This is a genomic window from Pseudomonas iridis (assembly GCF_017980685.1).
Lineage (GTDB): Bacteria > Pseudomonadota > Gammaproteobacteria > Pseudomonadales > Pseudomonadaceae > Aquipseudomonas > Aquipseudomonas iridis.
Genome location: NZ_JACXXO010000013.1, coordinates 14,014 through 37,296 on the forward strand (window position 1 = coordinate 14,014; position 23,283 = coordinate 37,296).

General features: G+C 61.1%; 23 protein-coding genes. 9 read left to right on the forward strand and 14 right to left on the reverse strand.

The window, feature by feature from the left end; genetic code table 11:
* The first annotated feature begins 164 nt into the window (after window positions 1–164).
* Window positions 165–848 carry a response regulator transcription factor gene (locus IEQ42_RS19705; protein ID WP_042559723.1) on the forward strand — a complete coding sequence of 228 codons (684 nt, stop codon included), beginning with the start codon at window positions 165–167 and terminating at the stop codon, window positions 846–848.
* Window positions 826–2,220, forward strand: coding sequence for a sensor histidine kinase (locus tag IEQ42_RS19710; RefSeq protein ID WP_210704782.1), 1,395 nt, complete (start codon window positions 826–828; stop codon window positions 2,218–2,220). The genes IEQ42_RS19705 and IEQ42_RS19710 overlap by 23 nt, the downstream gene beginning before the upstream one ends.
* Window positions 2,221–2,331: 111 nt before the next feature.
* On the opposite strand, the gene IEQ42_RS19715 is transcribed toward IEQ42_RS19710, so the two are convergent.
* Genes IEQ42_RS19715 through IEQ42_RS19725 form a run of 3 tightly spaced genes read right to left on the reverse strand, consistent with a single transcriptional unit; the run spans window position 2,332 to window position 4,581 of the window.
* Window positions 2,332–2,742 carry an SRPBCC family protein gene (locus tag IEQ42_RS19715; RefSeq protein ID WP_200616915.1) on the reverse strand — a complete coding sequence of 137 codons (411 nt, stop codon included), beginning with the start codon at window positions 2,740–2,742 and terminating at the stop codon, window positions 2,332–2,334.
* Between the two features lie 22 nt (window positions 2,743–2,764).
* Window positions 2,765–3,562 carry an SDR family NAD(P)-dependent oxidoreductase gene (locus tag IEQ42_RS19720; RefSeq protein ID WP_210704784.1) on the reverse strand — a complete coding sequence of 266 codons (798 nt, stop codon included), beginning with the start codon at window positions 3,560–3,562 and terminating at the stop codon, window positions 2,765–2,767.
* Window positions 3,559–4,581: an aldo/keto reductase gene (locus IEQ42_RS19725; protein ID WP_210704787.1), complete on the reverse strand. Its 1,023-nt coding sequence runs from the start codon at window positions 4,579–4,581 to the stop codon at window positions 3,559–3,561. Before IEQ42_RS19725 ends, IEQ42_RS19720 begins: the two co-directional genes overlap by 4 nt.
* A gap of 112 nt (window positions 4,582–4,693) precedes the next feature.
* On the opposite strand from IEQ42_RS19725, the gene IEQ42_RS19730 reads away from it, so the two are divergent.
* Both IEQ42_RS19730 and IEQ42_RS19735 read left to right on the forward strand, forming a co-directional pair.
* Window positions 4,694–5,590: a LysR substrate-binding domain-containing protein gene (locus IEQ42_RS19730; RefSeq protein ID WP_210704789.1), complete on the forward strand. Its 897-nt coding sequence runs from the start codon at window positions 4,694–4,696 to the stop codon at window positions 5,588–5,590.
* A 289-nt stretch (window positions 5,591–5,879) separates the two neighbouring features.
* On the forward strand, window positions 5,880–6,806 hold the full coding sequence (locus IEQ42_RS19735) for a LysR substrate-binding domain-containing protein (RefSeq protein WP_210704790.1): 927 nt from the start codon (window positions 5,880–5,882) through the stop codon (window positions 6,804–6,806).
* On the opposite strand, the gene IEQ42_RS19740 is transcribed toward IEQ42_RS19735, so the two are convergent.
* The 3 genes from IEQ42_RS19740 to IEQ42_RS19750 form a co-directional block, all read right to left on the reverse strand.
* Window positions 6,721–7,320, reverse strand: coding sequence for a DinB family protein (locus IEQ42_RS19740; RefSeq protein ID WP_210704793.1), 600 nt, complete (start codon window positions 7,318–7,320; stop codon window positions 6,721–6,723). The two genes, IEQ42_RS19735 and IEQ42_RS19740, sit on opposite strands and share 86 nt — an antisense overlap.
* A gap of 206 nt (window positions 7,321–7,526) precedes the next feature.
* The gene (locus tag IEQ42_RS19745; protein WP_210704795.1) at window positions 7,527–8,195 is read right to left on the reverse strand and encodes an HAD-IA family hydrolase; all 669 of its coding nucleotides are present in this window, start codon (window positions 8,193–8,195) and stop codon (window positions 7,527–7,529) included.
* Between the two features lie 77 nt (window positions 8,196–8,272).
* Window positions 8,273–8,686, reverse strand: coding sequence for a response regulator (locus IEQ42_RS19750; protein WP_210704797.1), 414 nt, complete (start codon window positions 8,684–8,686; stop codon window positions 8,273–8,275).
* 198 nt (window positions 8,687–8,884) lie between these two features.
* On the opposite strand from IEQ42_RS19750, the gene IEQ42_RS19755 reads away from it, so the two are divergent.
* Entirely contained in the window at window positions 8,885–9,826 is a 942-nt protein-coding gene (locus IEQ42_RS19755) for a class I SAM-dependent methyltransferase (RefSeq protein WP_210704799.1), read from the forward strand.
* A 95-nt stretch (window positions 9,827–9,921) separates the two neighbouring features.
* Here IEQ42_RS19755 and IEQ42_RS19760 read toward each other — a convergent pair whose 3' ends face one another.
* The gene (locus IEQ42_RS19760) at window positions 9,922–10,704 is read right to left on the reverse strand and encodes a helix-turn-helix transcriptional regulator (protein WP_210704801.1); all 783 of its coding nucleotides are present in this window, start codon (window positions 10,702–10,704) and stop codon (window positions 9,922–9,924) included.
* A 110-nt stretch (window positions 10,705–10,814) separates the two neighbouring features.
* Between IEQ42_RS19760 and IEQ42_RS19765 the strand changes: the two genes are divergently transcribed.
* Both IEQ42_RS19765 and IEQ42_RS19770 read left to right on the forward strand, forming a co-directional pair.
* Window positions 10,815–11,918, forward strand: coding sequence for an extracellular solute-binding protein (locus tag IEQ42_RS19765; RefSeq protein WP_210704803.1), 1,104 nt, complete (start codon window positions 10,815–10,817; stop codon window positions 11,916–11,918).
* A gap of 107 nt (window positions 11,919–12,025) precedes the next feature.
* Window positions 12,026–13,144, forward strand: a complete 1,119-nt coding sequence (locus IEQ42_RS19770; protein WP_210704805.1) for a DmpA family aminopeptidase — start codon at window positions 12,026–12,028, stop codon at window positions 13,142–13,144.
* Window positions 13,145–13,238: 94 nt separating this feature from the next.
* Here IEQ42_RS19770 and IEQ42_RS19775 read toward each other — a convergent pair whose 3' ends face one another.
* The gene (locus IEQ42_RS19775; protein WP_210704807.1) at window positions 13,239–13,826 is read right to left on the reverse strand and encodes an NAD(P)H-dependent oxidoreductase; all 588 of its coding nucleotides are present in this window, start codon (window positions 13,824–13,826) and stop codon (window positions 13,239–13,241) included.
* 85 nt (window positions 13,827–13,911) lie between these two features.
* On the opposite strand from IEQ42_RS19775, the gene IEQ42_RS19780 reads away from it, so the two are divergent.
* Complete coding sequence (locus tag IEQ42_RS19780; RefSeq protein WP_210704809.1) at window positions 13,912–14,550, forward strand: TetR/AcrR family transcriptional regulator; 639 nt, start codon at window positions 13,912–13,914, stop codon at window positions 14,548–14,550.
* A 105-nt stretch (window positions 14,551–14,655) separates the two neighbouring features.
* On the opposite strand, the gene IEQ42_RS19785 is transcribed toward IEQ42_RS19780, so the two are convergent.
* The 6 genes from IEQ42_RS19785 to IEQ42_RS19810 form a co-directional block, all read right to left on the reverse strand.
* A complete protein-coding gene (locus tag IEQ42_RS19785) occupies window positions 14,656–15,342 on the reverse strand; it encodes a GNAT family N-acetyltransferase (protein WP_210704811.1) in 687 nt (228 codons plus the stop codon).
* Window positions 15,343–15,384: 42 nt separating this feature from the next.
* The gene (locus tag IEQ42_RS19790) at window positions 15,385–16,191 is read right to left on the reverse strand and encodes an energy transducer TonB (RefSeq protein ID WP_210704812.1); all 807 of its coding nucleotides are present in this window, start codon (window positions 16,189–16,191) and stop codon (window positions 15,385–15,387) included.
* Window positions 16,188–16,634 carry a protein TolR gene (gene tolR, locus IEQ42_RS19795; protein ID WP_210704813.1) on the reverse strand — a complete coding sequence of 149 codons (447 nt, stop codon included), beginning with the start codon at window positions 16,632–16,634 and terminating at the stop codon, window positions 16,188–16,190. The genes IEQ42_RS19790 and tolR overlap by 4 nt, the downstream gene beginning before the upstream one ends.
* A 14-nt stretch (window positions 16,635–16,648) precedes the next feature.
* Window positions 16,649–17,359, reverse strand: coding sequence for a protein TolQ (gene tolQ / locus IEQ42_RS19800; protein ID WP_210704814.1), 711 nt, complete (start codon window positions 17,357–17,359; stop codon window positions 16,649–16,651).
* Between the two features lie 90 nt (window positions 17,360–17,449).
* Entirely contained in the window at window positions 17,450–19,354 is a 1,905-nt protein-coding gene (locus IEQ42_RS19805; RefSeq protein ID WP_210704815.1) for a phytase, read from the reverse strand.
* A gap of 60 nt (window positions 19,355–19,414) precedes the next feature.
* Complete coding sequence (locus tag IEQ42_RS19810) at window positions 19,415–21,958, reverse strand: TonB-dependent receptor (RefSeq protein WP_210704816.1); 2,544 nt, start codon at window positions 21,956–21,958, stop codon at window positions 19,415–19,417.
* Window positions 21,959–22,362: 404 nt separating this feature from the next.
* Here IEQ42_RS19810 and IEQ42_RS19815 point away from each other — a divergent pair, with 404 nt between their 5' ends.
* Entirely contained in the window at window positions 22,363–23,277 is a 915-nt protein-coding gene (locus IEQ42_RS19815) for a GGDEF domain-containing protein (protein WP_210704817.1), read from the forward strand.
* Window positions 23,278–23,283: the final 6 nt, after the last annotated feature.

Below are 23,283 nucleotides of genomic sequence, written 5' to 3' on the forward strand. Positions count from 1 at the left end.
GAACCACTCCCTGTTGAGATTATGGCCAGATGATATCAATGTTCCGGAAAATTAATCCTCGACCCCGCCCAATGGTGGCTACAACATGAAAGTTAATTTAAAGCGCCACGGAAAATTCTTGGCAAAATGCTGCTATTCCGTTTGAACCGATCAAGGCGAGCCCTATGACACGTATTTTGACCATCGAAGACGATGCCGTGACTGCCCGGGAAATCGTCGCCGAATTGAGCAGCCACGGCCTCGATGTGGATTGGGTCGACAATGGCCGCGAGGGCCTCGACCGTGCCGTGAGCGGCAACTACGACTTGATCACTCTCGATCGCATGCTGCCGGAGCTCGACGGTCTGGCCATCGTCACCACCTTGCGCACGATGGGCGTCGCTACGCCGATTCTGATGATCAGCGCCCTCTCCGATGTCGACGAGCGCGTGCGCGGCTTGCGCGCTGGTGGCGATGACTACCTGACCAAACCGTTCGCCACCGACGAGATGGCGGCGCGAGTCGAAGTCTTGCTGCGCCGGCAGAACAGCGGCGCCACCCAGGCCACTACTTTGCAGGTCGCCGATTTGCAACTGGACCTGATCAGCCACGAGGCACGCCGCGCCGAACAAGTGCTGACGCTGCTGCCGACCGAGTACAAGTTGCTGGAGTTCCTGATGCGCAACAGCGGCCAGATCCTCTCGCGGATGATGATTTTCGAAGAGGTCTGGGGCTATCACTTCGATCCCGGCACCAACCTGATCGACGTGCACATCGGCCGTTTGCGCAAGAAGATTGACGCGGCGGGCAATGTGCCGCTGATCCGCACGGTACGAGGCTCCGGTTATGTCATTGCCGAACCCGTCTGACGGCTGGCGTTCTTCCAGCAGCCGCTTGCTGGCGCTGTACAGTTCGCTGTTCGTGGCCTGGAGCGCGATCCTCATGGGGGTCATGTATTACGAGGTTTCCGGCTACCTCGACAACCTCGCCAAACATTCGCTGATGCAACGTCAGCATCTGTTCTCGCACTTTCGCGGTGAGCAACTGGAAGGCGCCCTCGCCGCCAGCATGACCTTCGATATTCGCGGCATCGATGCCTACGGCCTGTTCGATGCCCAAGGCGTTTACCTCAGTGGCGCCTTGCAGCAGATCCCCGAAGGCCTGCCGCTCGATGGCAAGATTCACATGCTCGCCGAATGCGCCGACTCCGATGATCCGACCTTGCCCAGCGACAGCTGCGACGCCGTCGCGACCCAGACCCGCGATGGCCGCTGGCTGGTGTTGCTGCGTGACAACGGTTCGCTGTTCGCGGTGACGAAGATCATTTTGCATGCGTTGTTCTGGGGCGTGTCGCTGACGATTCTGCCGGGGATTGCCGGTTGGCATTTGCTGCGACGGCGGCCGTTGCGGCGCATCCGGGCGATTCAGGCGAGTGCGCAGTCCATCGTGGCCGGGGACCTGACCCACCGTTTGCCGCTGTCCAATCGCCGCGATGAACTGGACATGCTCGCCGCCATCGTCAACGCCATGCTTGAGCGCATCGAGCGCTTGATGAACGAAGTCAAAGGCGTCTGCGACAACATCGCCCATGATTTGCGCACGCCGCTGACCCGCTTGCGCGCGCAGCTGTATCGCATGCAACAGCAGGCGGGCGAAGGCTCGCAAGAAGCGGCGCAACTGGATCTGGTGTTGGCCGAAGCGGACACCCTGATGGCGCGGTTTCGTGGGTTGTTGCGGATTTCCGAACTGGAGGATCGTCAGCGGCGATCCGGTTTTGTCGAACTCGACCCGGTGTCGTTGCTGGAAGAACTGCACGCGTTTTATCTGCCACTGGCCGAGGAAGGTGAACTGCGCTTTGAACTGAACATGCCGGAAACCTTGCCACCGCTCAATGGCGATCGGGCATTGCTGTTCGAGGCTTTGGCGAACCTGCTGAGCAATTCGATAAAATTCACGCCACCCGGTGGCACGGTCATATTGCGCGGGGTGAATGATGCCGGGCACACGCGAATCGAAGTGCACGACTCAGGGCCGGGTATTCCGGAGGCCGAGCGTGAAGCGGTGTTCCAGCGTTTCTATCGCGCCGAGGCTGGGCAACCGCAAGGCGGGTTTGGTCTGGGGTTGTCGATTGTGGCGGCGATTGTCAGCTTGCATGGCTTCAATCTGGCGGTGGGCAGCAGTGATGTCGGTGGGGCGAAACTGGTGCTGGATTGTCGGCAAAGTCTGATTCCACAGACTTGATCATTGGGCTCACTCCCACAGGGCTTTGGGTTGCCAGCAGACTCTGCGAACAGCACAAAAAACCTGTGGGAGCTGGCTTGCCAGCTCCCACAGGTTTTTATGTTGGGGCTATCAGGCCGGGAAGTTCGCGCGCAGCGCCTCCAGGCCGCCTTGATAGATGCCGGTGAACAGCGCCACCACTTCCTCATCACTCACGCCTTTGGCGGTGAAGCGGCCCGACCAGGTGACTCGCGCGCCCTGCCCTTGGGCCTCGACCTTGATTGTCGCCAGATAGTCGGTGGCCGGGAACGGTGCCTGTTCAATCGAGTAGCTGTAGGTCTTCGCCGCGTTATCGAACGTTTGCAGACGTTCGACCACCACCGCGCCATCGGCGGTTTTCAAGCTGCGCACACGCCCGCCATCGCTCAGTTCGCTACTTGGAATAAACGGCAGCCAGTCCGGCAGCGTGTTGAAGCCGCCGATCAATTGCCAGACCTCATCGGCCGAAGCCGGAATATCGATTGTTGCTGATGCAGTTGCCATAAAAACGTCTCTCTTAAGAAATTCAGATAGTCAGGCTGTCGACCACACCGCCATCAACCCGCAGGGCGGCGCCGGTGGTGGCCGAGGACAGCGGCGAGGCGATGTACGTCACCAGATGCGCGACCTCTTCGACATCGGCCACCCGCTGGATGATCGAGGTCGGACGGGCCTTGCGCACAAAGGCGTCGGCTTCATCGCGCAGGCTGCGGCCGGACTCGGCGGCGGCATCCTTGAGCATCTCCTCCAGGCCATCGGTGAAGGTTGGCCCCGGCAGGATCGCATTGACCGTCACGCCGGTGCCAGCCAGACGTTTGGCCAAGCCGTGGGAGACCGCCAGATTGGCGCTTTTGGTCACGCCATAGTTGATCATGTCGGCCGGCGTCGCCACCCCGGATTCTGAAGACAGGAAGATCACTCGCCCCCAGCCCTGTTCGATCATCGCCGGCACATAATGCCGCGCCAGGCGCACCCCGGAGATGACGTTGACTTCATAGAAGCGCGTCCACTCGCTGTCCGGTGCGTCGAAAAAATCGACGTCATTGAAGATGCCGAGGTTGTTCACCAGAATGTCGGCTTTCGGTTCCGCAGCGAAAAGTTTCTCTGCGCCTTGCGCCGTGCCCAGATCCGCCGTCAGACCGCGCAATTGTGCGCCCGGCACTTTCTGCCGAATGCTCGCCAGCGCCTGTTCGACCTTGGCCGTGTCGCGGCCGATCACCACCACCGTGGCGCCGGATTCGGCCAGCGACTGGCTGATGCCCAGGCCAATGCCTGCGGTGCTGCCGCTGACAATTGCCAGTTTCCCGCTCAGATCAATCTTCATGCTTTCACCTCATCGATTGGCAATGGTGCACGTTCGGAGACCAGTTTCGCTTCACGCATGGCCTGCCAGAACCCCGCAGGAATTACCACTGACAGTGCCGCGACATCTTCAGCAATCCGCCCCGGTTTGCTCGCCCCGGGAATCACTGCGGCGACCGCTGGATTGGCGAGGGAGAATTGCAGGGCCGCGGCTTTCACATCAACGTTATAAGCGGCAGCAATGCGTTTGATCTGCTCGACCTTGGCGATGACTTGAGGGCTGGCCTTCTGGTATTCGAAGTGCGCACCGCCCGCCAGAATGCCCGAGCTGTAAGGCCCGCCGACGACAATTTCAACGTTTTGCGCCAGCGCAGAATCCATCAAGCGTTGCAGCGGACGTTCGTGGTCGAGCAGCGTGTAGCGCCCGGCCAACAGGAAGCCATCCGGCTGCGCTTCAGTCAGGTCCAGCGTCAGTTCACACGGCTCGACCTTGTTCACGCCCAGCCCCCAACCCTTGATCACGCCTTCTTCGCGCAAACGGGTCAGCACTTTGAAGGCGCCAGTGCGGGCCTGATTGAAGTATTCCAGCCATTGATCGCCGTAGAAGTCTTGAGCGATGTCGTGGACCCAGACGATATCGAGCCGATCGGTTTGCAGACGTTTGAGACTGCCTTCAATCGAGCGCAGGGTCGCGTCGGCGCTGTAGTCGTTGATGATCTTGTTCGGACGACCGTGTTCGAACACCCCGCTCTTCTCACCCAGATCACGGGCGGCAGCGTCTTCGATTTCATCGAGAATGATCCGGCCGACTTTGGTGCTGAGCACGTAGTCATTGCGGTTGTACTGTTTGAGTGCTTCACCCAAACGAATCTCCGACAGACCCGAGCCGTAAAATGGCGCGGTGTCGAAGTAACGCACGCCGGCCTCCCATGCGGCATGCACGGTGGCTTGCGCTTCTTCTTCCGCGATGGCGCGGAACATGTTGCCCAACGGGGCGGTGCCAAAGCCCAGCTGGCCGGGCAGTTTGTCTTTCAAGCTCATTGGATTGTCCTCATTCGTTCGGGGTCTGCGTGACCGTTGAGCAAATCCTAGATTGCGACGACTAGACCGTCCAAGACATAATTCGCAGCACTTGAGTCCCCAGAGGTCTGACATGATCGACATTCGCCAATTGCGCTACTTCGTCGCCGTCGCCGAGGAAGAGCACGTCGGCCGCGCAGCGGAACGCCTGCATATTTCCCAGTCGCCGCTGAGCCGGCAAATTGCCCAACTCGAAGAGCGCCTGGGCCTGACGCTGTTCGAGCGCAGCCAGCAGCGCATTCGCCTGACCCGCGATGGCCAGACTTTCCTCGCTGAAACCCGTGCTCTGCTGACTCATGCCAATCGCCTGGAATCTCTCGGCAAGCGTCTGGGCCGTGGCGAAGAAGGCGGCTTGTGCATCGGCTACATCGAGAACGCCATGCACGCCGGCGTCCTGCCCAACGCCTTGCGCGTGTTGCGGGTGGACCGGCCCAATGTGCATGTCGCGCTGTACAACTTGAGCTCCGCCGAGCAATTGGAAGGCCTGCGTCAGCGTAGTCTCGATATTGCCTTGGTGAGCGAGCCGCCGACCGATGACGATCCGGATCTGCTCGGCTTTCAGGTGCTGGATGATCCGATGCTGCTGGCATTGCCGGAACAGCATCCGCTGGCCCAAAAGCCCTTGCTGAAACCGGAGGATCTGGCCGATCAGGAATGGATCGGCGTGCAGCCGCGCCAGGGTGCAAACGACGAGTTTGTCAGCGCGTGCATCCGCGCAGGCTTCACCCCGGATGTGCGCATGCAGGCCACCGAGCCCTTTACCGCGCTGGGGCTAGTGGCGTCGGGGCTGGGGATCGCGATGATTCAGAAGGGGCTGAGCCACAACGCGCCACCGGGTGTGGTGCTGCGCGAAGTGCCGTGGCTGGCGTTTACCACACCGCTATGGGCGGCGTGGCACCGGATCAATTTGCGACCGTTGGTGGAGACGTTCCGCGAAGTCCTGACGGACTCCAACAGCCCTGGCGACTGACCGTCCGCAGCCCCTCACCCTAGCCCTCTCCCAAGGGAGAGGGGACTGACCGCATTGTGCGGCTTAAAGCGCCGACCTGAAAGATCCAGTCGATTATGGATTCAAAGCCAATCTCCCAGGTCGGCGCACTTCTTCAATATTCCCGAATCAGTCCCCTCTCCCTCTGGTAGAGGGTTACAGTCAGGGACAAATCCAGAGCCAGACACCGATCCGCAACCCGCTCAATAACCAGCGCTTGCAGTCATTGCTGCTTTAATGAAAAGACTCCGCCCCAAACGAGCCTTCCAGCATGAACCGCAACGACCTGCGTCGCGTCGACATGAACCTGCTGGTGATTTTCGAAACCCTGATGTTCGAAAAGAACCTGACCCGCGCCGGGGAGAAACTGTTCCTCGGCCAACCGGCGGTCAGCGCTTCCCTCGCTCGCCTTCGTGATCTGTTCGACGATCCGCTGCTGGTGCGCAACGGCCGTACCCTCGAGCCGACCCAACGCGCGCTGGCAATCCTAAAAGAACTGCAACCGGCGATGGACACCATCTCAGGCGCGGTCAGCCGGGCCAAGGACTTCGACCCGTTGGCCAGCCACGAGGTGTTCCGCATCGGTTTGTCCGACGACGCCGAGTTCGGCCTGCTGCCGCCGCTGCTCCAACAACTGCGCGAAGAAGCCCCCAATGTCGTGGTGGTAATCCGCCGGGTGAATTTCCTGCTGATGTCATCAATGCTCGCCACCGGCGAAATTTCCGTGGGCGTGAGCTACACCACCGAGCTGCCGGCCAACGCCAAACGGAAAAAACTGCGCGACCTGCGTTGCAAGATTCTGCGCGCCGACGACCGCCCCGGCGCGCTGACCCTGGACGATTACTGTGAGCGCCCCCACGCGCTAGTGTCATTTTCCGGGGATTTGGGCGGAGCTATCGACAACGATTTGGCTCGAGTCAATCGTTGCCGTCGCGTGGTGCTGGCGGTGCCGCAGTTCGCCGGGTTGCGGGCGATTCTGGCCGGCACCGACATGCTCGCCACGGTGCCGGATTTCGCCGCGTGCGCGTTGGTCGAAGGCAGCAATGGTTTGCGCGCCGACGACCCACCGTTCGACATCGTGCCCTCGGAGCTGTCGATGGTCTGGAACGGGGTTAACGACAACGACCCGGCGGAGCGCTGGCTGCGTTCGTTGATTGCCCGACATATGTCGGCTCCGCTGCCGCTGCAGGCGCAATAAGTGCATTGAAATGAGGGTCAACCTCGCGCAGATACACCGGCAGGTCGGTCATCGGTGGCATCTGTGGAATCTCGAAAAACATCTGGATCACCCAGCCACGGTGATAGCTGTTGTGGGTGATCACATGCAGCAGAATCGCCCCGGCGTTCATGGTTCCGCCATCGCCGGAGACAAATTTGAAGTCGATCTCGCGACTCAGCGACGCCTCGGTCTGTTGCGCGCTCCAGCTGCGGTACCAACTGTCGACTTCCTGCTGGGCCTGGCGCAATTCCCCGAGGTCAGCGTGCACCAGATCGTGGGAAGACTGGAAACCATGCTCGCGACCTTCGAGATGCGCCTGCCAGATGCGATCAACCACGTAGATGTGGTTCAGGGTGCCGATCATGTTCTTGAAGATGGTTTTGCGTTCCCGGGTGGTTTCCCCCGGCGGCAATGCTTCGAGGCTGTCAAACAAGCGTCGGTTGGCCCAGGTTTTGTAATTGGCGAACAGATGGGCAGTGGCCAGGTTGATCATCGCGAGTACCCCATAAGCGCAAAAAAATGCTCCGCCTAGGATAGTCCGAGTTTGCCGCACTGGCGTGGCGGCTGATCACCGGTCGAACAGCACACCCGATTCTGTGGGAGCTGGCTTGCCAGCGATGAGGCCCGCCGAGCTTGTACGTTAATTGCCTGAGCTTCTGCCATCGCTGGCAGGCCAGCGCCCACACGTTTTGCGGGGTGTCAGTTTTTTTGCAGTCGAAGTTGGCCGTCGCTGTCGAAGCTGGCACTGATTGCGTCGTAACTGGCCAGGGTCGCGTGCGAAGTTTCAAGCGGGTGCTGATGCGTTGTAGTGATGATCATCAGCGGCGCACCTGCGGCTTCGGCGGCCTGAATGCCGACGATCGCGTCTTCGAAGATCAGACAGTCGCCGGGCTCAATTCCCAGGCGGCTAGCCGCCAGCAGGTAACCGGCGGGGTCGGGCTTGCCGGCCTGTACATCCTCGGCGGTGATCAACAATGCAGGCGCGTCGATGCCAGCCGCTGCCATCCGGCGCAAGGCCAGATCCCGGGGGGCCGACGTCACCATCGCCCAGCGTTCGGCGGGCAGACTATTGAGAAACGCCCTTGCGCCGGGAATCTCGACAACACCTTTAACGTCTTCGATTTCCGCTTGCGCGATGAACGCCGCTTGCGCCTCGGCGTCCACACCCGGCAGGTTCAGACGCCGGATGGTGTCGATGGCACGTGCGCCATGAATGGTCGGCAAAAACGTCGCGACGTCCACCCCATGACGCTCCGCCCACGCTGCCCAGACACGCTCGGCAGCGGCGATGGAATTGAGGACGGTGCCGTCCATGTCGAAGAGGAACGCGCCGAACGCGCGGTCGAAAACAGAATCGTGAGCAGACAAAAGGATCGCATCCTCTGGCAAGGGCTGGCAGGTTGGCCGGGCAATGTAGCACTTGCCTGGCCGTTGCACCCAGCCTGTCAATGCAACTGCGGCGCCTTCGGCTTCAACGCGCTGTCCACACAGTCCAGTAACTGACCTATGGCCCAAGGCTTTTTGATGAATTCCACCTCGCGCTTGACTCCGGACGACTCCGGCGTTTCATAGCCAGACATCACCATGACCGGTTTTTCTGGCCAGCGTTCGCCGACCAGATTGGCCAGATCCGCACCATTCATGGTGCCGGGCATGGTGATATCGGTCAGCAATAACGCCACTTGCTGCGCATGCTGCTCCAGATAGATCGATGCCGCATCGGCACTGGTATGCGGCTCGACCTTGAAACCTTCCTCCTGAAGAATTTCGCAAAGAAACTCCAGAATCAACGGATCATCCTCAACCACCAGAATCAATCCGTCAGGAAGGTGCGTGTCCGCCATCGGTGTTGGGCACATGGAACTGCACTCCCTGAATTGCATTAACGATTTAGCGGTTTAAATCCGCTGCTAACTGGTATGAGCAGCGGCTTTTGCAGAAATTCATTTTTGATACAGGTCTTTTCCAAAAGCTCTTGCCGGTCTGCCCGCGACAACCGTTCGTGATGCCCTGATTGTGGTTAAAATGCCAACCCTTTTGTTTGCCGACCGTGACCGATGAACCCTGAAGCCTTCGCCACCCTCCACGCCCATTTGCTGCCCGCGCTCGCGGCGGCGCCGAGCGAAACCCGTCGTCTGTTCCACGGGCGCGGGCGTTGCTGGCCGGGACTGGAACAGCTGACCGTGGACTGGTTGCAAGGCGTGGTGCTGGTGTCGCTGTTCAAAGAGCCTGCGCCCGAGCAGCTTGACGACCTCAAGCGTTTGCTGATGGACGTCAGCGGTTCAACCGAGTGGCAGCAATCCGGCGCGCACACCCTGCTGATCCAGCATCGCTATCTGCCTCAAAGCACTGCCGAATGGCTGCAGGGGGATGAGATCGACGAAATGACCATCGTCGAGGGCGGCCTGCAATACCGCGTTGATCTTGGCCGCAAGCAAAACGCCGGGCTGTTTCTCGACATGCGTTATGGGCGCGATTGGGTGCGCGAGCAAGCCAACGGCAAACGCGTGTTGAACCTGTTCGCCTACACCTGCGGCTTTTCCGTGGCGGCCATCGAAGGCGGCGCCAGCCATGTGGTCAACCTGGACATGTCCCGCGCAGCCTTGAGCCGCGGCCGCGACAACCATCGGTTGAACGGGCATGACCTGAGCAAAGTCACTTTCCTGGGCCACGATCTGTTCAAGTCCTGGGGCAAGGTGATCAACAGCGGCCCGTACGATCTGGTGATCATCGACCCGCCATCGTTCCAGAAAGGCAGTTTTCTGCTGACCAAGGATTACCAGCGCGTGCTGCGCCGCCTGCCGGAACTGCTGACCGCGCAGGGCACTGTGCTGGCGTGCATGAATGATCCGGCGTTCGGCCCGGACTTTTTGATTGATGGCGTGACGCAGGAGGCGCCGAGTTTGCGCTTCGAGCAGCGCCTGAAGAATCCACCGGAATTTCCGGACATCGACGCCGAAAGCGGCCTCAAAGCCCTCATCTTCCAACGCATCTCCTGAACCACAAAAAATCCCCTGTAGGAGCTGCCGAAGTCTGCGATTTTCTGATCTTGCCCCTTAAAACAAGATCAAAAGATCGCAGCCTTCGGCAGCTCCTACAGGGTTTGCATTGGTTTCAGCACCAGCGCAAACAGTTCGCCATGCCCGGTCACATTGAGCTTGTGATAAAGATTGCGCCGATGGACTTTGACGGTCTCCGGCGAAATCCCCATCTGCTGGGCCATCGCCTTGCTGGAGAAACCCTGCAGAATCAGCCGCGCGGTATCGACCTCACGCGCCGTCAACCGCGCATCAAACCGATCAAGCAACGTCGCAAGATCCCCGGCGACCACTTCAGCCACCGCCCCCTGCGGCGGCAACAACTGCACATGCCGGCGCATCGCCGCCAGCACCCAATCGCGCACGCACAGCAGACTGCCCTGCTCCGCCAGATCAAACGTCGTCGAACGCCCCAGTGACAAGCCGAGCACGCCGCCCTCGACGTTGATCATGAACTGCAACTCGTCCTCGCCCACCACCGAGCGAAAGTAGCTCTGGTAATACTCGCTGTGCAGAAACTGGTCCGGTGCCACCGAGGCCAGGCTGTGCAAACCGTCGGTTATGCCGGTCGCGGCGGCTTGGTAAAACGGATCGAGCAGGTACATGCCCGAAGTGTAATCCGCCAGTTCTTCCTGCTCGTCGGCGCGGCCCTTGCTGTCGAAGTCGATCAATAGTTGCGGCGCCTGGCCGGCCTTCATGACCGCGACCAGCGCGTTATCCAGCGGCACCAGCAGACGCAAGGTATCCACCACCGCGCGCCAGAAACCGTCCTGGCCGACCCCGGCAAACACCCGCGCCAGACTTTGATGCACCGGCAACTCCTGCAACAACGCGTCCACGCTCTACCCCTTTTGAGTAACCCATGATGGGAATGGGTCAGGCGTGATCCGGCCGATAGGCTGACCACTCCTGTTTATCACCGGCCTGCACAGGCCAGGAGTGCCGCATCATGCTTCGTCATCGTGGCTATATCAACTTGGGCCTGCTCGCCTGCCTTGGCGTCGTATCAGCCGCCAACGCCGCCGATGCACCGAGCGTGCACGTCTACAACTGGTACGACTACATCGGCCCGAACACACTGCACGATTTCCAGCGCGACAGCGGTATCCAGCCGGTTTACGACACCTTCGACAGTGCCGAAGTGCTCGAAGGCAAATTGATGACCAGCCGCAGCGGCTACGACGTGGTGGTGGCGAGCAACTTCAGCTTGCCGACACTGATCAAGGCCGGCGCCCTCGCCCCGTTGCCGCGCGATCAACTGCCGGGGTGGAAGAACCTCGACACCGATCTGCTGGCGAAACTGGCGAACAACGATCCAGGCAACCAATACGCGGTGCCGTACCTGTGGGGCACCAATGGATTCGGCTACAACGTCGACAAAGTCCGCGCCGCTTTAGGTGACAAGGCGCCGCTGGATTCGTGGGATCTGGTGTTCAAGGAAGAGAACCTCGCCAAACTCGGCCAGTGTGGCGTGGCGATGCTTGATTCACCGTCGGAAATGCTTCCAGTGGCGCTCCACTATCTGGGTTTGCCGCCCAATAGCACGAACCTCGAAGACTATAAAAAAGCCGAGGCGCTGTTGCTGAGACTGCGCCCGCACATTGCCTATTTCAACTCGTCGAAATTCATCAGCGACCTGTCCAACGGCAACATTTGCGTGGCCGTCGGCTGGTCGGGGGCGATGCTTGAAGCCAAGACCAACGCCGAGCAGGCAGGTAACGGAGTGAAGATCGCCTACAGCCTGCCCAAGGAAGGCGCGCCGGTCTGGTTTGACACGCTGGTGTTGCTCAAGGACGCGCAGAACCGGGCACAAGGTCTGGCCTTTATCGATTACCTGCTGCGCCCGGAGGTGATTGCACCGGTCAGTGGCCACCTCTCCTACCCGAACGGCAATCGCGCGGCCACGCCGCTGGTGGCTGAAGCCACACGCGACAACCCGGCGGTTTATCCGTCTGCCGCTGCCATGGCGACCCTCTACACCCTTGAACCGCTGCCCAAAACCCTCGAACGCGTGCGTACGCGGGTGTGGAGCAAGGTCAAGAACGGCCAGTAACCCTACCTGAAAACACCAGAAGAACCTGTGGGAGCGGGCTTGCCCGGCTCCCACAGGGTTTGTGATCAGCCTGCCTTCCTTATTTCTGCCAGAAAGAGACGAAATCCATGAAACCACGCGCCCGAGACCTCAACATCCGCATCGGCCAACTCACCCCCGGCCCGCTCAATGCCATCACCGATGTGCCCGGTGTGCGCGTCGGTCATAGCAACGTGCGCGGTCGCACCAGCGCCGGTCGCGACATCTGCACCGGCGTTACCCTGATCGAACCACGCCAGGGCTCGACCAACCAGCAACCGTGTTTCGCCGGGGTGCATGTGCTCAACGGCAATGGCGACGCCACCGGGCTTGAGTGGATTCGTGAGGCGGGTTTGCTGACCAGCCCGATTGCCTTCACCAACACCCACAGCCTCGGCGTGGTGCGTGATGCGCTGATTGCGCTGGATCGACAGCATCAGCCGAACGACGGACGTCTCTACTGGAACATGCCGGTGGTACTGGAAACCTATGACGGCCTGATCAACGACATCAACGGTTTCCACGTCCAGCCCGAGCACGTCGCTCAAGCCATGCAAAACGCCGCGGGAGGGGCATTACAGGAGGGTGCCGTGGGCGGGGGCAGCGGCATGATCTGCCATGAATTCAAGGGCGGCATCGGCAACGCGTCGCGCCGGTTGAGCAGCGCTCAAGGCGGCTGGACGGTGGGCGCGATCGTTCAGGCCAACCACGGCATTCGCAATGAATTGCGGGTCGACGGCTACCCGGTCGGGCGCTATATGGAGCAGGTCGATTCGCCGTTTTTGCGAGCCTCGCTACCGCATCCGGGCATGGGTTCGATTGTGGTCTGCCTGGCCACCGATGCGCCGTTGTTGCCGCATCAATGCACACGCCTGGCGCAGCGAGCCAGCCTCGGTCTGGCGCGCACCGGCGGCGGTAATGAAGACCACAGCGGCGACATCTTTATCGCCTTCGCCACCGGCAACGCTCACGTGCCGCCCGCCGCCTACGAAGGCAAAGGCGCGCCAACCTGCGACGGCTTGCGCATGGTCAACAACGACCACATCAGCGAGCTGTTCCTGGCGGCGACCGAGGCGGTGGAAGAAGCGATCATCAACGCCCTGCTCGCCAGCGAAAGCACCGATGGCAACGGGCATTCGGTGCCGGGGCTGGACGCCGCGACCCTGCTCGCCGCCCTCGACAAGGCCGGCTGGCCCGGCGCCCGCTAACCCACTGCTTCTACACCCTCCCTCCATAGGAGCTGCCGAAGGCTGCGACCTCTTGATCTTGAAGATCGCAGCCTGCGGCAGCTCCTGCACGGGTTTATGTGTGCATTTGGCTGCCGAGTTCGCGGGCTACTTCCAACTGCTGCTGTGGATCGCGCAGCTCAGACTCAGGCAACAACGTCGAACTCAGCACTGTTGCGCCGCTGTAATCGAAGATCCCGTGTTCGATCTGCACCTTCATCGCTGCGCCGTAACCATGGCATTCATAAGTGTGCGCATCCGCCCCGGCGAGCTGAACCAGATGCACGCGCATGCGCTGAAGCAGCTTCACATGCTTCAGATCGCCACTGAAATCGAATGCCCAGCCGTTGCTGAACACTCGGTCGATCCACCCTTTGAGCAGGGCCGGCATCGACCACCAGTACACCGGGTACACCAGCACCAAGGTGTCGGCGCGATCGATGCGGGCCTGTTCCGCCAGGACATCAGCGGGCGGCCTGGCCTCGCGGTGATGCACGGCGAAATCCGCTGCGCCGAAGCGCGGTTCAAAACCTTCGGCGTAGAGATCGGCGATTTCAAAGGTGCTCTGCGGATCAGCCAGCGTCAGACCTTCGGCAATCTGTGTCGCCACGCCATGAGTCAATGAACGAGGATCGTGATGAGCGACAACGATCAATGTGTGCATGGGAAATCTCCAATTGGTGATTGTTGACCAAGGCTTATATACTCTTGGTAAGTTAAGCTCCGTAAGTTACGTTTGGTATATAGCCATGTCAACCGCAGAAATTCCCGAGCCCGATTCCCCCGCCCAACCACGCCGACGCCTGTCCCGCGAAGACCGTCTGCGCCAGTTGCTCGACGTCGCCTGGCAGATCATCCGCGCCGAAGGCACCGACGCCCTCACCCTGGGCTATCTCGCCGAGCAGGCCGGTGTGACCAAACCCGTTGTCTATGACCACTTCGTCACCCGCGCAGGTTTGCTCGCTGCGTTGTATCGGGATTTCGATACGCGGCAGACGCTGGTCATGGACGCCGCCATCGCCGATTGCGAACCGACATTGACTGGCACCGCAACGGTGATCGCCACGGCGTACGTCGATTGCGTTCTGCTGCAAGGCAAGGAGATTCCCGGGGTGATTGCTGCACTGGCCAGCACACCGGAACTGGAGAGGATCAAGCGCGAGTACGAGGCGATCTTCTTGGAAAAGTGTCGCAGCGTCCTGTCGCTTTATGCCAACGGCGGGCAAATCACTCAAGCCGGTTTACGCGCAATGCTTGGCGCCGCTGAAGCGCTGTCCAACGCTGCCGCCAATGGCGAAATCAGCGCTGAACAAGCGAGTGACGAGCTGTATGCGACCATCATGGCGATGGTCGAACGAGCCGTCGTGCGAGGGACTGGTGGTACTTGAGAGCGCCCGCGCAGGTTCCCCCGATGGAATTACACAGCGGCTTTGTTCAACCAGAGGTGCTCAGGCGTGAGTGTTCTGAACTCAGCCTGGAATGCCGATGACTGATCAGTGCACGGTCAGGCGCTGACGGACAAACTCTTCGGTATGACGCGTGGTCTGGTCCAAATGCCGATCGCGCTGCTTCTCGGCATCGAGCATGGCGCGCTTGCTGTTCTTGTTCAGCAGATAAGTATGAATCTGCTGCACCTCCAGCGAGCGGTAGATGGGCGTGGTGTCGATATATCCGCGCAGGCCGTTGCTGCGGTAATGCCGTGTACTCATCAGCACTTGCGTCTCGCGTTGACCGATCACTTCAAAGCCTAGCGCCTCGAAATACGGGACCTTGCCGACGGTGCACGCCAGCTCGGCGTGGGGATAGCGCCCGACCATCTCGCCGATCATCGCACGCGCCACACCCTGGCGCCGATGCCCTTCACGCACCGCCATGTAGGCGACGCTGCACGCTTCCCAATCGCCCTGCACCGGCAGGTACAACAGGAAGCCGATCACCTGCTCCGGATCTTCCTCATCGGTTGCCACCAGCAACTCCACCTCGGTGCCCTTCTCGCCATTCAACGCTTCCAGATACAAATGCACCTCGTAGCCAACCGCGTACTGATAGACGTTGTACAGCAGGTTGCTCGGGCCGAGGCCGACCGCGCTGATGTCGGTCAGGTAGTCGACGACCATCTGCAGAATCTGGCTGTTGACGGCCTCGGGGCATGGGGTTTTGTAGTGGGTGATGCGGTACATGGCGGCTGAACTCCGGCGGAAAACCGCGACATCATACCTTGCTCACTTGATCCGGTAATGGAAGGTATTGCGCACCGCTGGCACCGACACCGCGACACCCTCGACGATCCGCGGCTGATAACGGAAGGTCTGCGCTGCCGCCAATGACGGGCGGATGAACAGTGGATGGCAGCCGTCCAGCACCTTGGGATGCTCGACGCGGCCTTGCGGGTTGACCGTGTATTCCACGGAGCAATCACCCTCGATGTTTTTGTCCAGCGCCCGCTCCGGATACGCCGGCGCCTCTTTGCTCAGCGGTAAATACTGGCGGCTGTCGGCGAGTGCCTGCTGGCGTCCCCGCTCTGCCTGTTGTGCCTGTTGCCGGGCCTGATTCGCCTGTTGCTGTGCGGCTTGCTGTTGTGCAAGGCGTTGCTGCGCGGCGGCATCTGCACGCTTGCGCGCCTCGGTTTGCTGGCGCTGTTGCTCAGCCTGTTGCTCGCGTTTGCGCGCCTCCACTCGCTTGCGTGCGAGTGCCGCTTGTTCGACTTTTGGCGCCTGAGGTTTCGGCTCGGCCAGCGGTCTCACCGCTTCGACCGGCGGTGCGACAACCGGCTCGGCAATCGCCGCCGGCGTCGGTTCAGGCGCTGGCGCTGGCGGCTGGCTCGCGGGCGCGACCATCACCAGTTGCGTGGTCAAGACCCGCGCGGGCTTGACCTCGGGTTCCGACGGCGACCAGGCGTTGATCAACAGCACAAGCACCCCGGCATGCAACCCCAGCGCCAGCGTCGCCGCGAGGCTGTGTTGCCAGAAGTCGCGGCGCGGCATCGGTGCGCAAAGCGTTGCAGGACTATTCATGATCATCGCCGTCATTGCGGGGCCTCGGTCACCAGCCCGAGATGACTGACGCCGCCCTGCTGCAACGCGGCCATGGCGGCAACGACGCTGCCGTAACCGGCGTCCTTGTCGGCGCGGATATACACCTGCGTGTCCGGGCGCTGCGCGACAATCTGCTCGATCTTGGCGCGCATTTCCTCGAGCGCCACAGCACTGTCGGTCTGATGCTGCGTATCGAGCTCGCCGCCCAGATTCCAGAAATAGCCGCCGCCGGCCTTTACCGACAGCGTCAGAATCTGCTGACGGGTGTCAGTGGCCAAGGCTTCGCTGGCGATCTTCGGCAGCTCGACTTTCACCCCTTGGGTCAGCATCGGCGCGGTCACCATGAAAATCACCAGCAGCACCAACATCACATCGATGTAAGGCACCACGTTCATTTCAGCCTTGGGCCCATGCTTGCGTTGTGGCCTGACTAGCATCGTGGTTCTCCTGTTCAGGCCGCAGCGGCGAGGTTCATCGGCGTGCCGTGCAACTGGCGATGCAGCCGCACTTGCAGCTCGTTGCCGAAGGCGTAGTAACGCGTCAGCAGCATCTGGCTACGCGCTGCAAAGCGGTTGTAGGCGATGACTGCCGGGATCGCCGCAAACAGGCCGATGGCCGTGGCAATAAGTGCTTCGGCGATGCCCGGGGCGACGGTCGACAGTGTCGCCTGCTGCACCTGAGACAAGCCGAGGAATGAATTCATGATCCCCCACACAGTGCCGAACAAACCGATGTAAGGGCTGACCGAGCCAACAGTGGCAAGAAACTGCAAACCCTTTTCCAGTTGCAACTCCTGTTCGCTGATGGCGACATGCAGCGCCCGCTCGACACCTTCCTGCACCGCGTCGGCCTGGTTGCCGGGGTGCTGATTGAGATGCCGAAACTCGGCGAATCCGGCGTTGAAGATCGGTTCGATACCGGCCTCGGGCTCTTGCACCTGGGCGGTTTCGCGGTACAGCGGCAACAGCTCGGGCGCCAGGCGAAAGCGCTGGATAAACCCGTTCAACTGGCGGTCGCGCCGTTGCAGCACGCGGCTGCGCTGGATGATCAAGTACCAACTGAGTACCGATGCCAGCAACAGGGTCAGCATCACGGCTTTGACCAACAGGCTGGCGTCGCTGATCAGCCCCCAGATTGTCATGTGTTCGAGCGAGGCCTGCATGGTGAAACTCCTTGTGGGCAATGGCCGGCGTTGCCGAGGCAACGACCGTGCCGCTATTCGATGAAAAAGTGATGACCGATTGATGACGGATCAGGGCAACTTCAGGGCTTTGGTCACCTCGGCCCACGGCACGAACTTGAAGTTCTGGCTTTGCTCGGGCATGCGTTTGCGGCCGTCTTGCACCACCAACAGGCCTTGGTTCCAGGGCCCGCCGAGGTTGACCGAGGTCACCTCCAGGCCATCGGTTTCCGACGCCCCGTCAATCCCCGCCGCCGCGTTGAGCCCAACCCGGAATGCGCCGTGAACGGCAAATGGCGGCTCGGCGTCCAGCACCAGATAACTGTCATTGCCTTGGCTGGACACCACCAGATAGTCCCGCGCCTGGCTCTGATAGAGCGCCAACCCCTCGACGTCGGCGTGTAACGGCCCACCCACCTTGATCACGCTGGTAAGGGTCGCCGGCTGCTCGGCGCGGGCGTCCACCGCCCAGACCCCGACGTCCTCTTCACCGATGAACAGACGCTGACGCTGATCGTCGGCGACGCAGCCCTCGGGCTGGCTGTCGACCTTGAAGCGGCGCACCAACTCGCCCTGCACCTTGCCGTTCGGGGCGCCGAGGCGGTATTGCAGAAAGGTGCCGTCCTTGTCGTTGGCAATGGCGTAAATCTCGCCGCTGGCCGGTTGAAAGAGGCACAGGCCATAGATGTCTTTCAATGGCGTCGGCACTTCGCCAATGTCGCGCAACTCGCCGCTGTTGCGGTCGATGGCGAACAGGCTGAGGCTGTTGTGATCGCGATGGCTGGCCACCGCGAGGTCGACCGTCTGCGCGCCCAGTTTGAAGTTGGGCCGCACATCGACGTTGTTCAGGCGACCAACTGGCAACTCCTGCACTTGTTTGCCTTGCAGGTCATACACCATCAGGCCCTGTTTTTTATTGGTGCCGAGCACTCGGCTGAGGGATGGCTGCTGCGGATGCACCCAGATCGCCGGGTCGTCCGCCGCATCGCCCTGCCGCGCGACCGGATCGCTCTGCGCTTGCGCCGCGATATTTGGCAGCTTCGGCGGCAACGCCACCGGCGTGGCTTGCCAGTCGAGATGGCCTTGGTAGACGCGGCCATTGTCATCGTCGCGGATCACCACTTGCAGGCCTTTGGCGGTTTGGCGCACGGCCAGATTTTCCGGCTCTTTCAAATCTGCCAATGACAACGTCGCTTGCGCCGTCCAGCCCTCGCCCTGTTGCTGGTAGAGGTGCAACTGTGCCGCTTTCGGATCGAGCCCAATGACGCCGCCAGGCACCAGCACCATGGCACCGGCCTCGTCCTTGATCTGACCGAACGGCTCGCGCAGCGCCACCGGCGAGCGTTTTACCTCGGCTTCAGCCGCCGCGGGGTACGCCCACCAACCGACGTTCTCTTCGTTGACCACCAGTTGCTCGGCGGCATCGTCGACCTGGCAAAACTGCGCCGATGGCGGCAGTGGCAAACCCCGCACCCGTTGCGCCTGGGCATTGAGCGTGACGCCGTTGCCCACCAGCCATTGTTCACCCTTGCCCTCTTCACCGACGAGAAACACGAACAGGTTATCGGCGCTGTCGCGGAACAGGCACACGTCGTTTACTGCGAAGTCTCGCGTCGGCAGATACAGCGGCACACCCCACTGCCGCTGCGCCGGATCGAGGCCGACGACCAGCGCTCGCTGACTGGCGTTGTCCAGGCTGGCAACCCACACGTGACGCTCGTCAGTGCGACTGTCGAGCCCGCTGAAGGAACCGGGCAAACGCGCCAGTTGCGCGCCCTGGCCATCAAGCAACAGCAAGCCTTCAGCGGCACTGATGCCAAGGCGCGCATCACCGGGTAAAAAAACCAGTGCGTCAAATTTCAACTTGGGTGCCCACGGCGTGAGCGCCAGGCTCGGCGTATCGGCCAGCGTCTGGCTGGCGGTCAGGGCGATCAGGGCGCCGAACAGCCAGTGTTTGTGTCGCAAAGAAATACTCATGAACCGGCAGAATCCTTGTCGTGCGTGGATCGACGGCGGCACCCGGCCGCCCTCCGAGGCTTAGAAATGAGTGAAGGTCAGACCGAGCTTGTAGGTCGGGCCGTATTCTTCGTATTGGCCGTTGTAGGCGCGGTGGCCGGTGTAAACGAAGTACGACTCGTCGGTGAGGTTTTGCGCCTCGAAGCTCAGTTGCAGGTTTTTCGTCAGCGAGTAACGCGCGCTGAAATCGACGAAGGTCTGCGCATCGACGTGCAGGTCGTGGGCCTTGTCGCTGATCGAAGCCAGTTCGTAGAGGTAGTCGGATTTGTAATTGGCCGACAGCCGCAGGCTGACCTTGTCGTTTTCCCAGCCGAGCATCACGTTGCCGACGGTATCGGACTGGCTGGGCAGATCGATGCTGCGTTTGCGGTTAGTGCCAGTGGCGGCATCGAAGCCTTTTATTTCGGCGTCGGAGCGACTGAACGTGGTGTTCGCCCCCAGCAACAGACCGTTCCATGGAGCCGGCAACCAGTCGAATTTTTGCGAGTACGCCAGCTCCAGGCCGTAGAGTTTCGCGCTGTCGCCGTTGGCAAAGGTGTGCGCTTCGGAGAAGTCGGTCCAGGATCCGGTGCCGGCCACGTCGGTGTTGTAGACGAAGTTCTGGATGTCTTTGTAGAACACAAACGCCGACACCGTGCCGGCATGGCCCATGAAGTGCTCGATCCCGAGATCGAGGTTGCTCGACTCCAGCGGTTTCAGCTCGGGGTTGCCGAACGTCGCCTCATCACCGTCGATGACAAACCCCGGCGCCAGTTGGCCGAAGGTCGGACGCACCACGGACTTGGTCCACGCCGCACGCACCTGGGTGTTTTTGTCCAGTTGATAGCGCGCATGCAGGCCCGGCAGCCAGTGGTGATAACTGCGCTTGGTCTCGGTGGGCTCGAAGTCGCCGTCGGTAGCGCCGGTGCCTTTGGCTTCGAACTCGGTGCCCTCGTAACGCAGGCCGGCAATGAAACGCCAGTCATCGATATCGACGGTGTTCATCAGGTAACCGGCGTTGATGTCCTCGCTCATCTTGAAGTCGTTGACGGTGGATTCGACCGGGTCATAGAAGTCGTCGCGGTTCAGCCCGCCGATCAGGTTCTTGATCGCACTGCCGCTGATTCCCGGCCCGAACCGGCCCAGTCGATAATCCACCGAGCCCTTGGCGAAGCGGCTGAGGTTGAGTTGATCGTCGCTGAAACCGAGGTCATCGAAGTCTTCATAAGCCCAGGCCTCGAGGTCGTTGTCCTTGTTGCGGCGGCTGACTTTGCCGCCGAACTTGACCTGCGACGCGTAGCCACTCAAGTCATAGTCACGGGCCAGATCCAGGCGCAGGTTTTTCTCGGTGTCCTGGGTGTTCTGCTTTTCCCAGTCGACCTTGTCGAGGCTGAAGTTATTGGCGTCGTAGAAACCCTGGCCAATGATCGGCCGCGGCTTGTCGTTGCTGTAAAAACCGCTGTCGGCGAAATCGTCATTGCCAGCGAACTGCGCGTTGGCGATGTGCCCGGGACTGTCTTCGCTGGAGCGGCTGTAGCCGGCCTGACCGCTGAGCGTCCACAGACCGATCATGCGTTCGCCACCGAACACGTACGACTGGATTTCCTGGGTTTCTTCGCGCTGCTTGAGTTTGCGTTTGCCTTCAGCGTCGCCCAATACGCCGCCGGCCTGTGGATCGGCAAATTCGATGCTGGTGGCGTTGCGCGTTTCGCTGTCCTTGTAACGGCTGTAGAGGGTGCGCAGGTAATAGCTGCTGAGGTCGTCGGGCTTGTAATCGAAGTTCAGACCGCCGCCCGTGCGTTCGCGACTGATGTCGTAGTCACGCTGTTCGAACTCTTCCAGTTGCGCGCCACGGGCGAAATCCCAGGCGCCACCGGTTTCGACGTTGTCCGAACCGAAATCACGTTTCTGCCAACTCAACGCGGCCGCAACACCGAAGTTATCGATGCCATCACCCAGGCTGAACCGGTCGCTGACCGCACCAGAGAACTTGGGACTGGTCTGATGGGAGTTCTTGTCGTAACTGGCCTCGGTGCCGCCGGTGTAGAACAGCCCTTTGTGATCGAACGCCGACAGGCTTTTGACATCGACCGTACCGCCCAGCGAGTTGGCATCCATGTCTGGGGTCAGGGTCTTGATGACCGACAGCGACTGCACCAGCTCCGAAGGCAACACGTCGAGCGCCACGGCACGGCGTTCGCTTTCCGGCGACGGCACCAGCGTACCGTTGATGGTCACGCTGTTCAGATCCGGCCCGAGGCCGCGCACGCTGACAAAACGCCCCTCGCCCTGATCGCGTTCGACGCTGACACCCGGCATGCGCTGCGCCGCTTCGGCGACGTTTTCATCGGGCAACTGCGCCATGCCGTCGGCGTGTACCACGCTTTTGATGCTGTCGGATCGACGCTGCTCCTTGAGCGCCGAGTCGATACTCGCCGCCTGACCAACCACTTCGACGTGTTCGACATTGGCACTGGCATCGGCCGCGTGCAGCGGCTCACTGGCCACCGCCATGGCCAAAGCGGTCAGGGTGAAACTGAAGAGCCCGACGGTGCCGCTGCGCGGATAACTGCTGCGCTGGTACATGTGTGTCCTCCCCCAAAGAATCCGGTCAGGCCAGGCAAGTGACCCGGCAACTGGAAGGGCAAGCTAGGGGCGGCGGATGACGCTTCTGTGACAGGGTTGACGGCGAGCCGTGTAAACCGGGCATTCGCTGCGGTTTGTATGTGCAAATGAGCTGAAATGACCTCTTCCACCCACCACGGCACTTGTAGGAGTGAGCCTGCTCGCGATCGCGTTTTTCCAGTCACCATTAATATTGGCTGACTTGACGCTACCGCGAGCAGGCTCACTCCTACAGGGGACGTGGTGTTCTTGAAGAAATATTGCACTGGCCGGTGAGCTGATTCGACCTCCCCCGGCCGTCACCCGGCTGTCACAAACATCTGCTGTGCTGGCGCGCATTGCTTCTTCGCCAAAGGATCGCGGCCATGTTCTCAGTGCTCAAACCCCATCGTTGGAAACTCGTCGCACTGCTGCTGGCGGCGAACTTCGGTTTGCTCTTGCACCTGGCGTGCGGCGAGCTTAAAGCGGTCAGCGAATGGGTCTGGCTGGACATCATCGGCGAAGGTGGCTCGGCGCTGCTGGCGCTGGTCTGGTTGGGCCTGGTGCTGAAAAGCCGCCCGGCCGGGCGGGTCACCAATTACCTGGCGCTGGGGCTGAGTTGCATCTTCTTTTCCTGGTGGATCGACAGCCTCGACGAATTCATCCGCCTGCCCGACAGCATCACCTGGGATCACTGGCTGGAGTCGGGACCGATGCCGGTGGGCATGGTGCTGCTGACCATCGGCATCTATCACTGGCACCGCGAACAACTGGCGATCAGCGCGCAGATGGAGAAACGCGAGCGATTGTTCCGCGAGCACCGGCTGTTCGACAAACTCACCCCGCTGGGCGGCGCCGATTATCTGAAACGGCAACTGGCCGCCAGCCTCGGCGAGAGCATCGCCCAGCAACAACCGCTGTCCTTGCTGGTGCTGGATCTGGATAACTTCGCCGCGATCAATCAGGCCTACGGGCATGCCGAAGGCGATGCCGTGTTGCAGGCCCTCAGCCATTTGCTGCTGCTCAATCTGCGCCGTCAGGATCTGCTCTGTCGCCTGGCCGGCGACCGCTTTGTGGTGCTGCTGCCCAATACGGGCGAACGTCAGGCGCAACTGCTCGCGCATGAACTGCAGGTCGCCGTGCAAGCGCTTGCGCACAAAACCCGTCAACACGGCGAGCGCCTGCAACTGGCGGCCAGTACCGCGGCTGTCATGGCCCTCGATGAGACGCCAGAAGCGCTGCTTAAACGCTTGAACCTGGCACTGGCACGCGCCAAGTCGCCCTTGGCCAAAAGCGCCTGAGGCCGA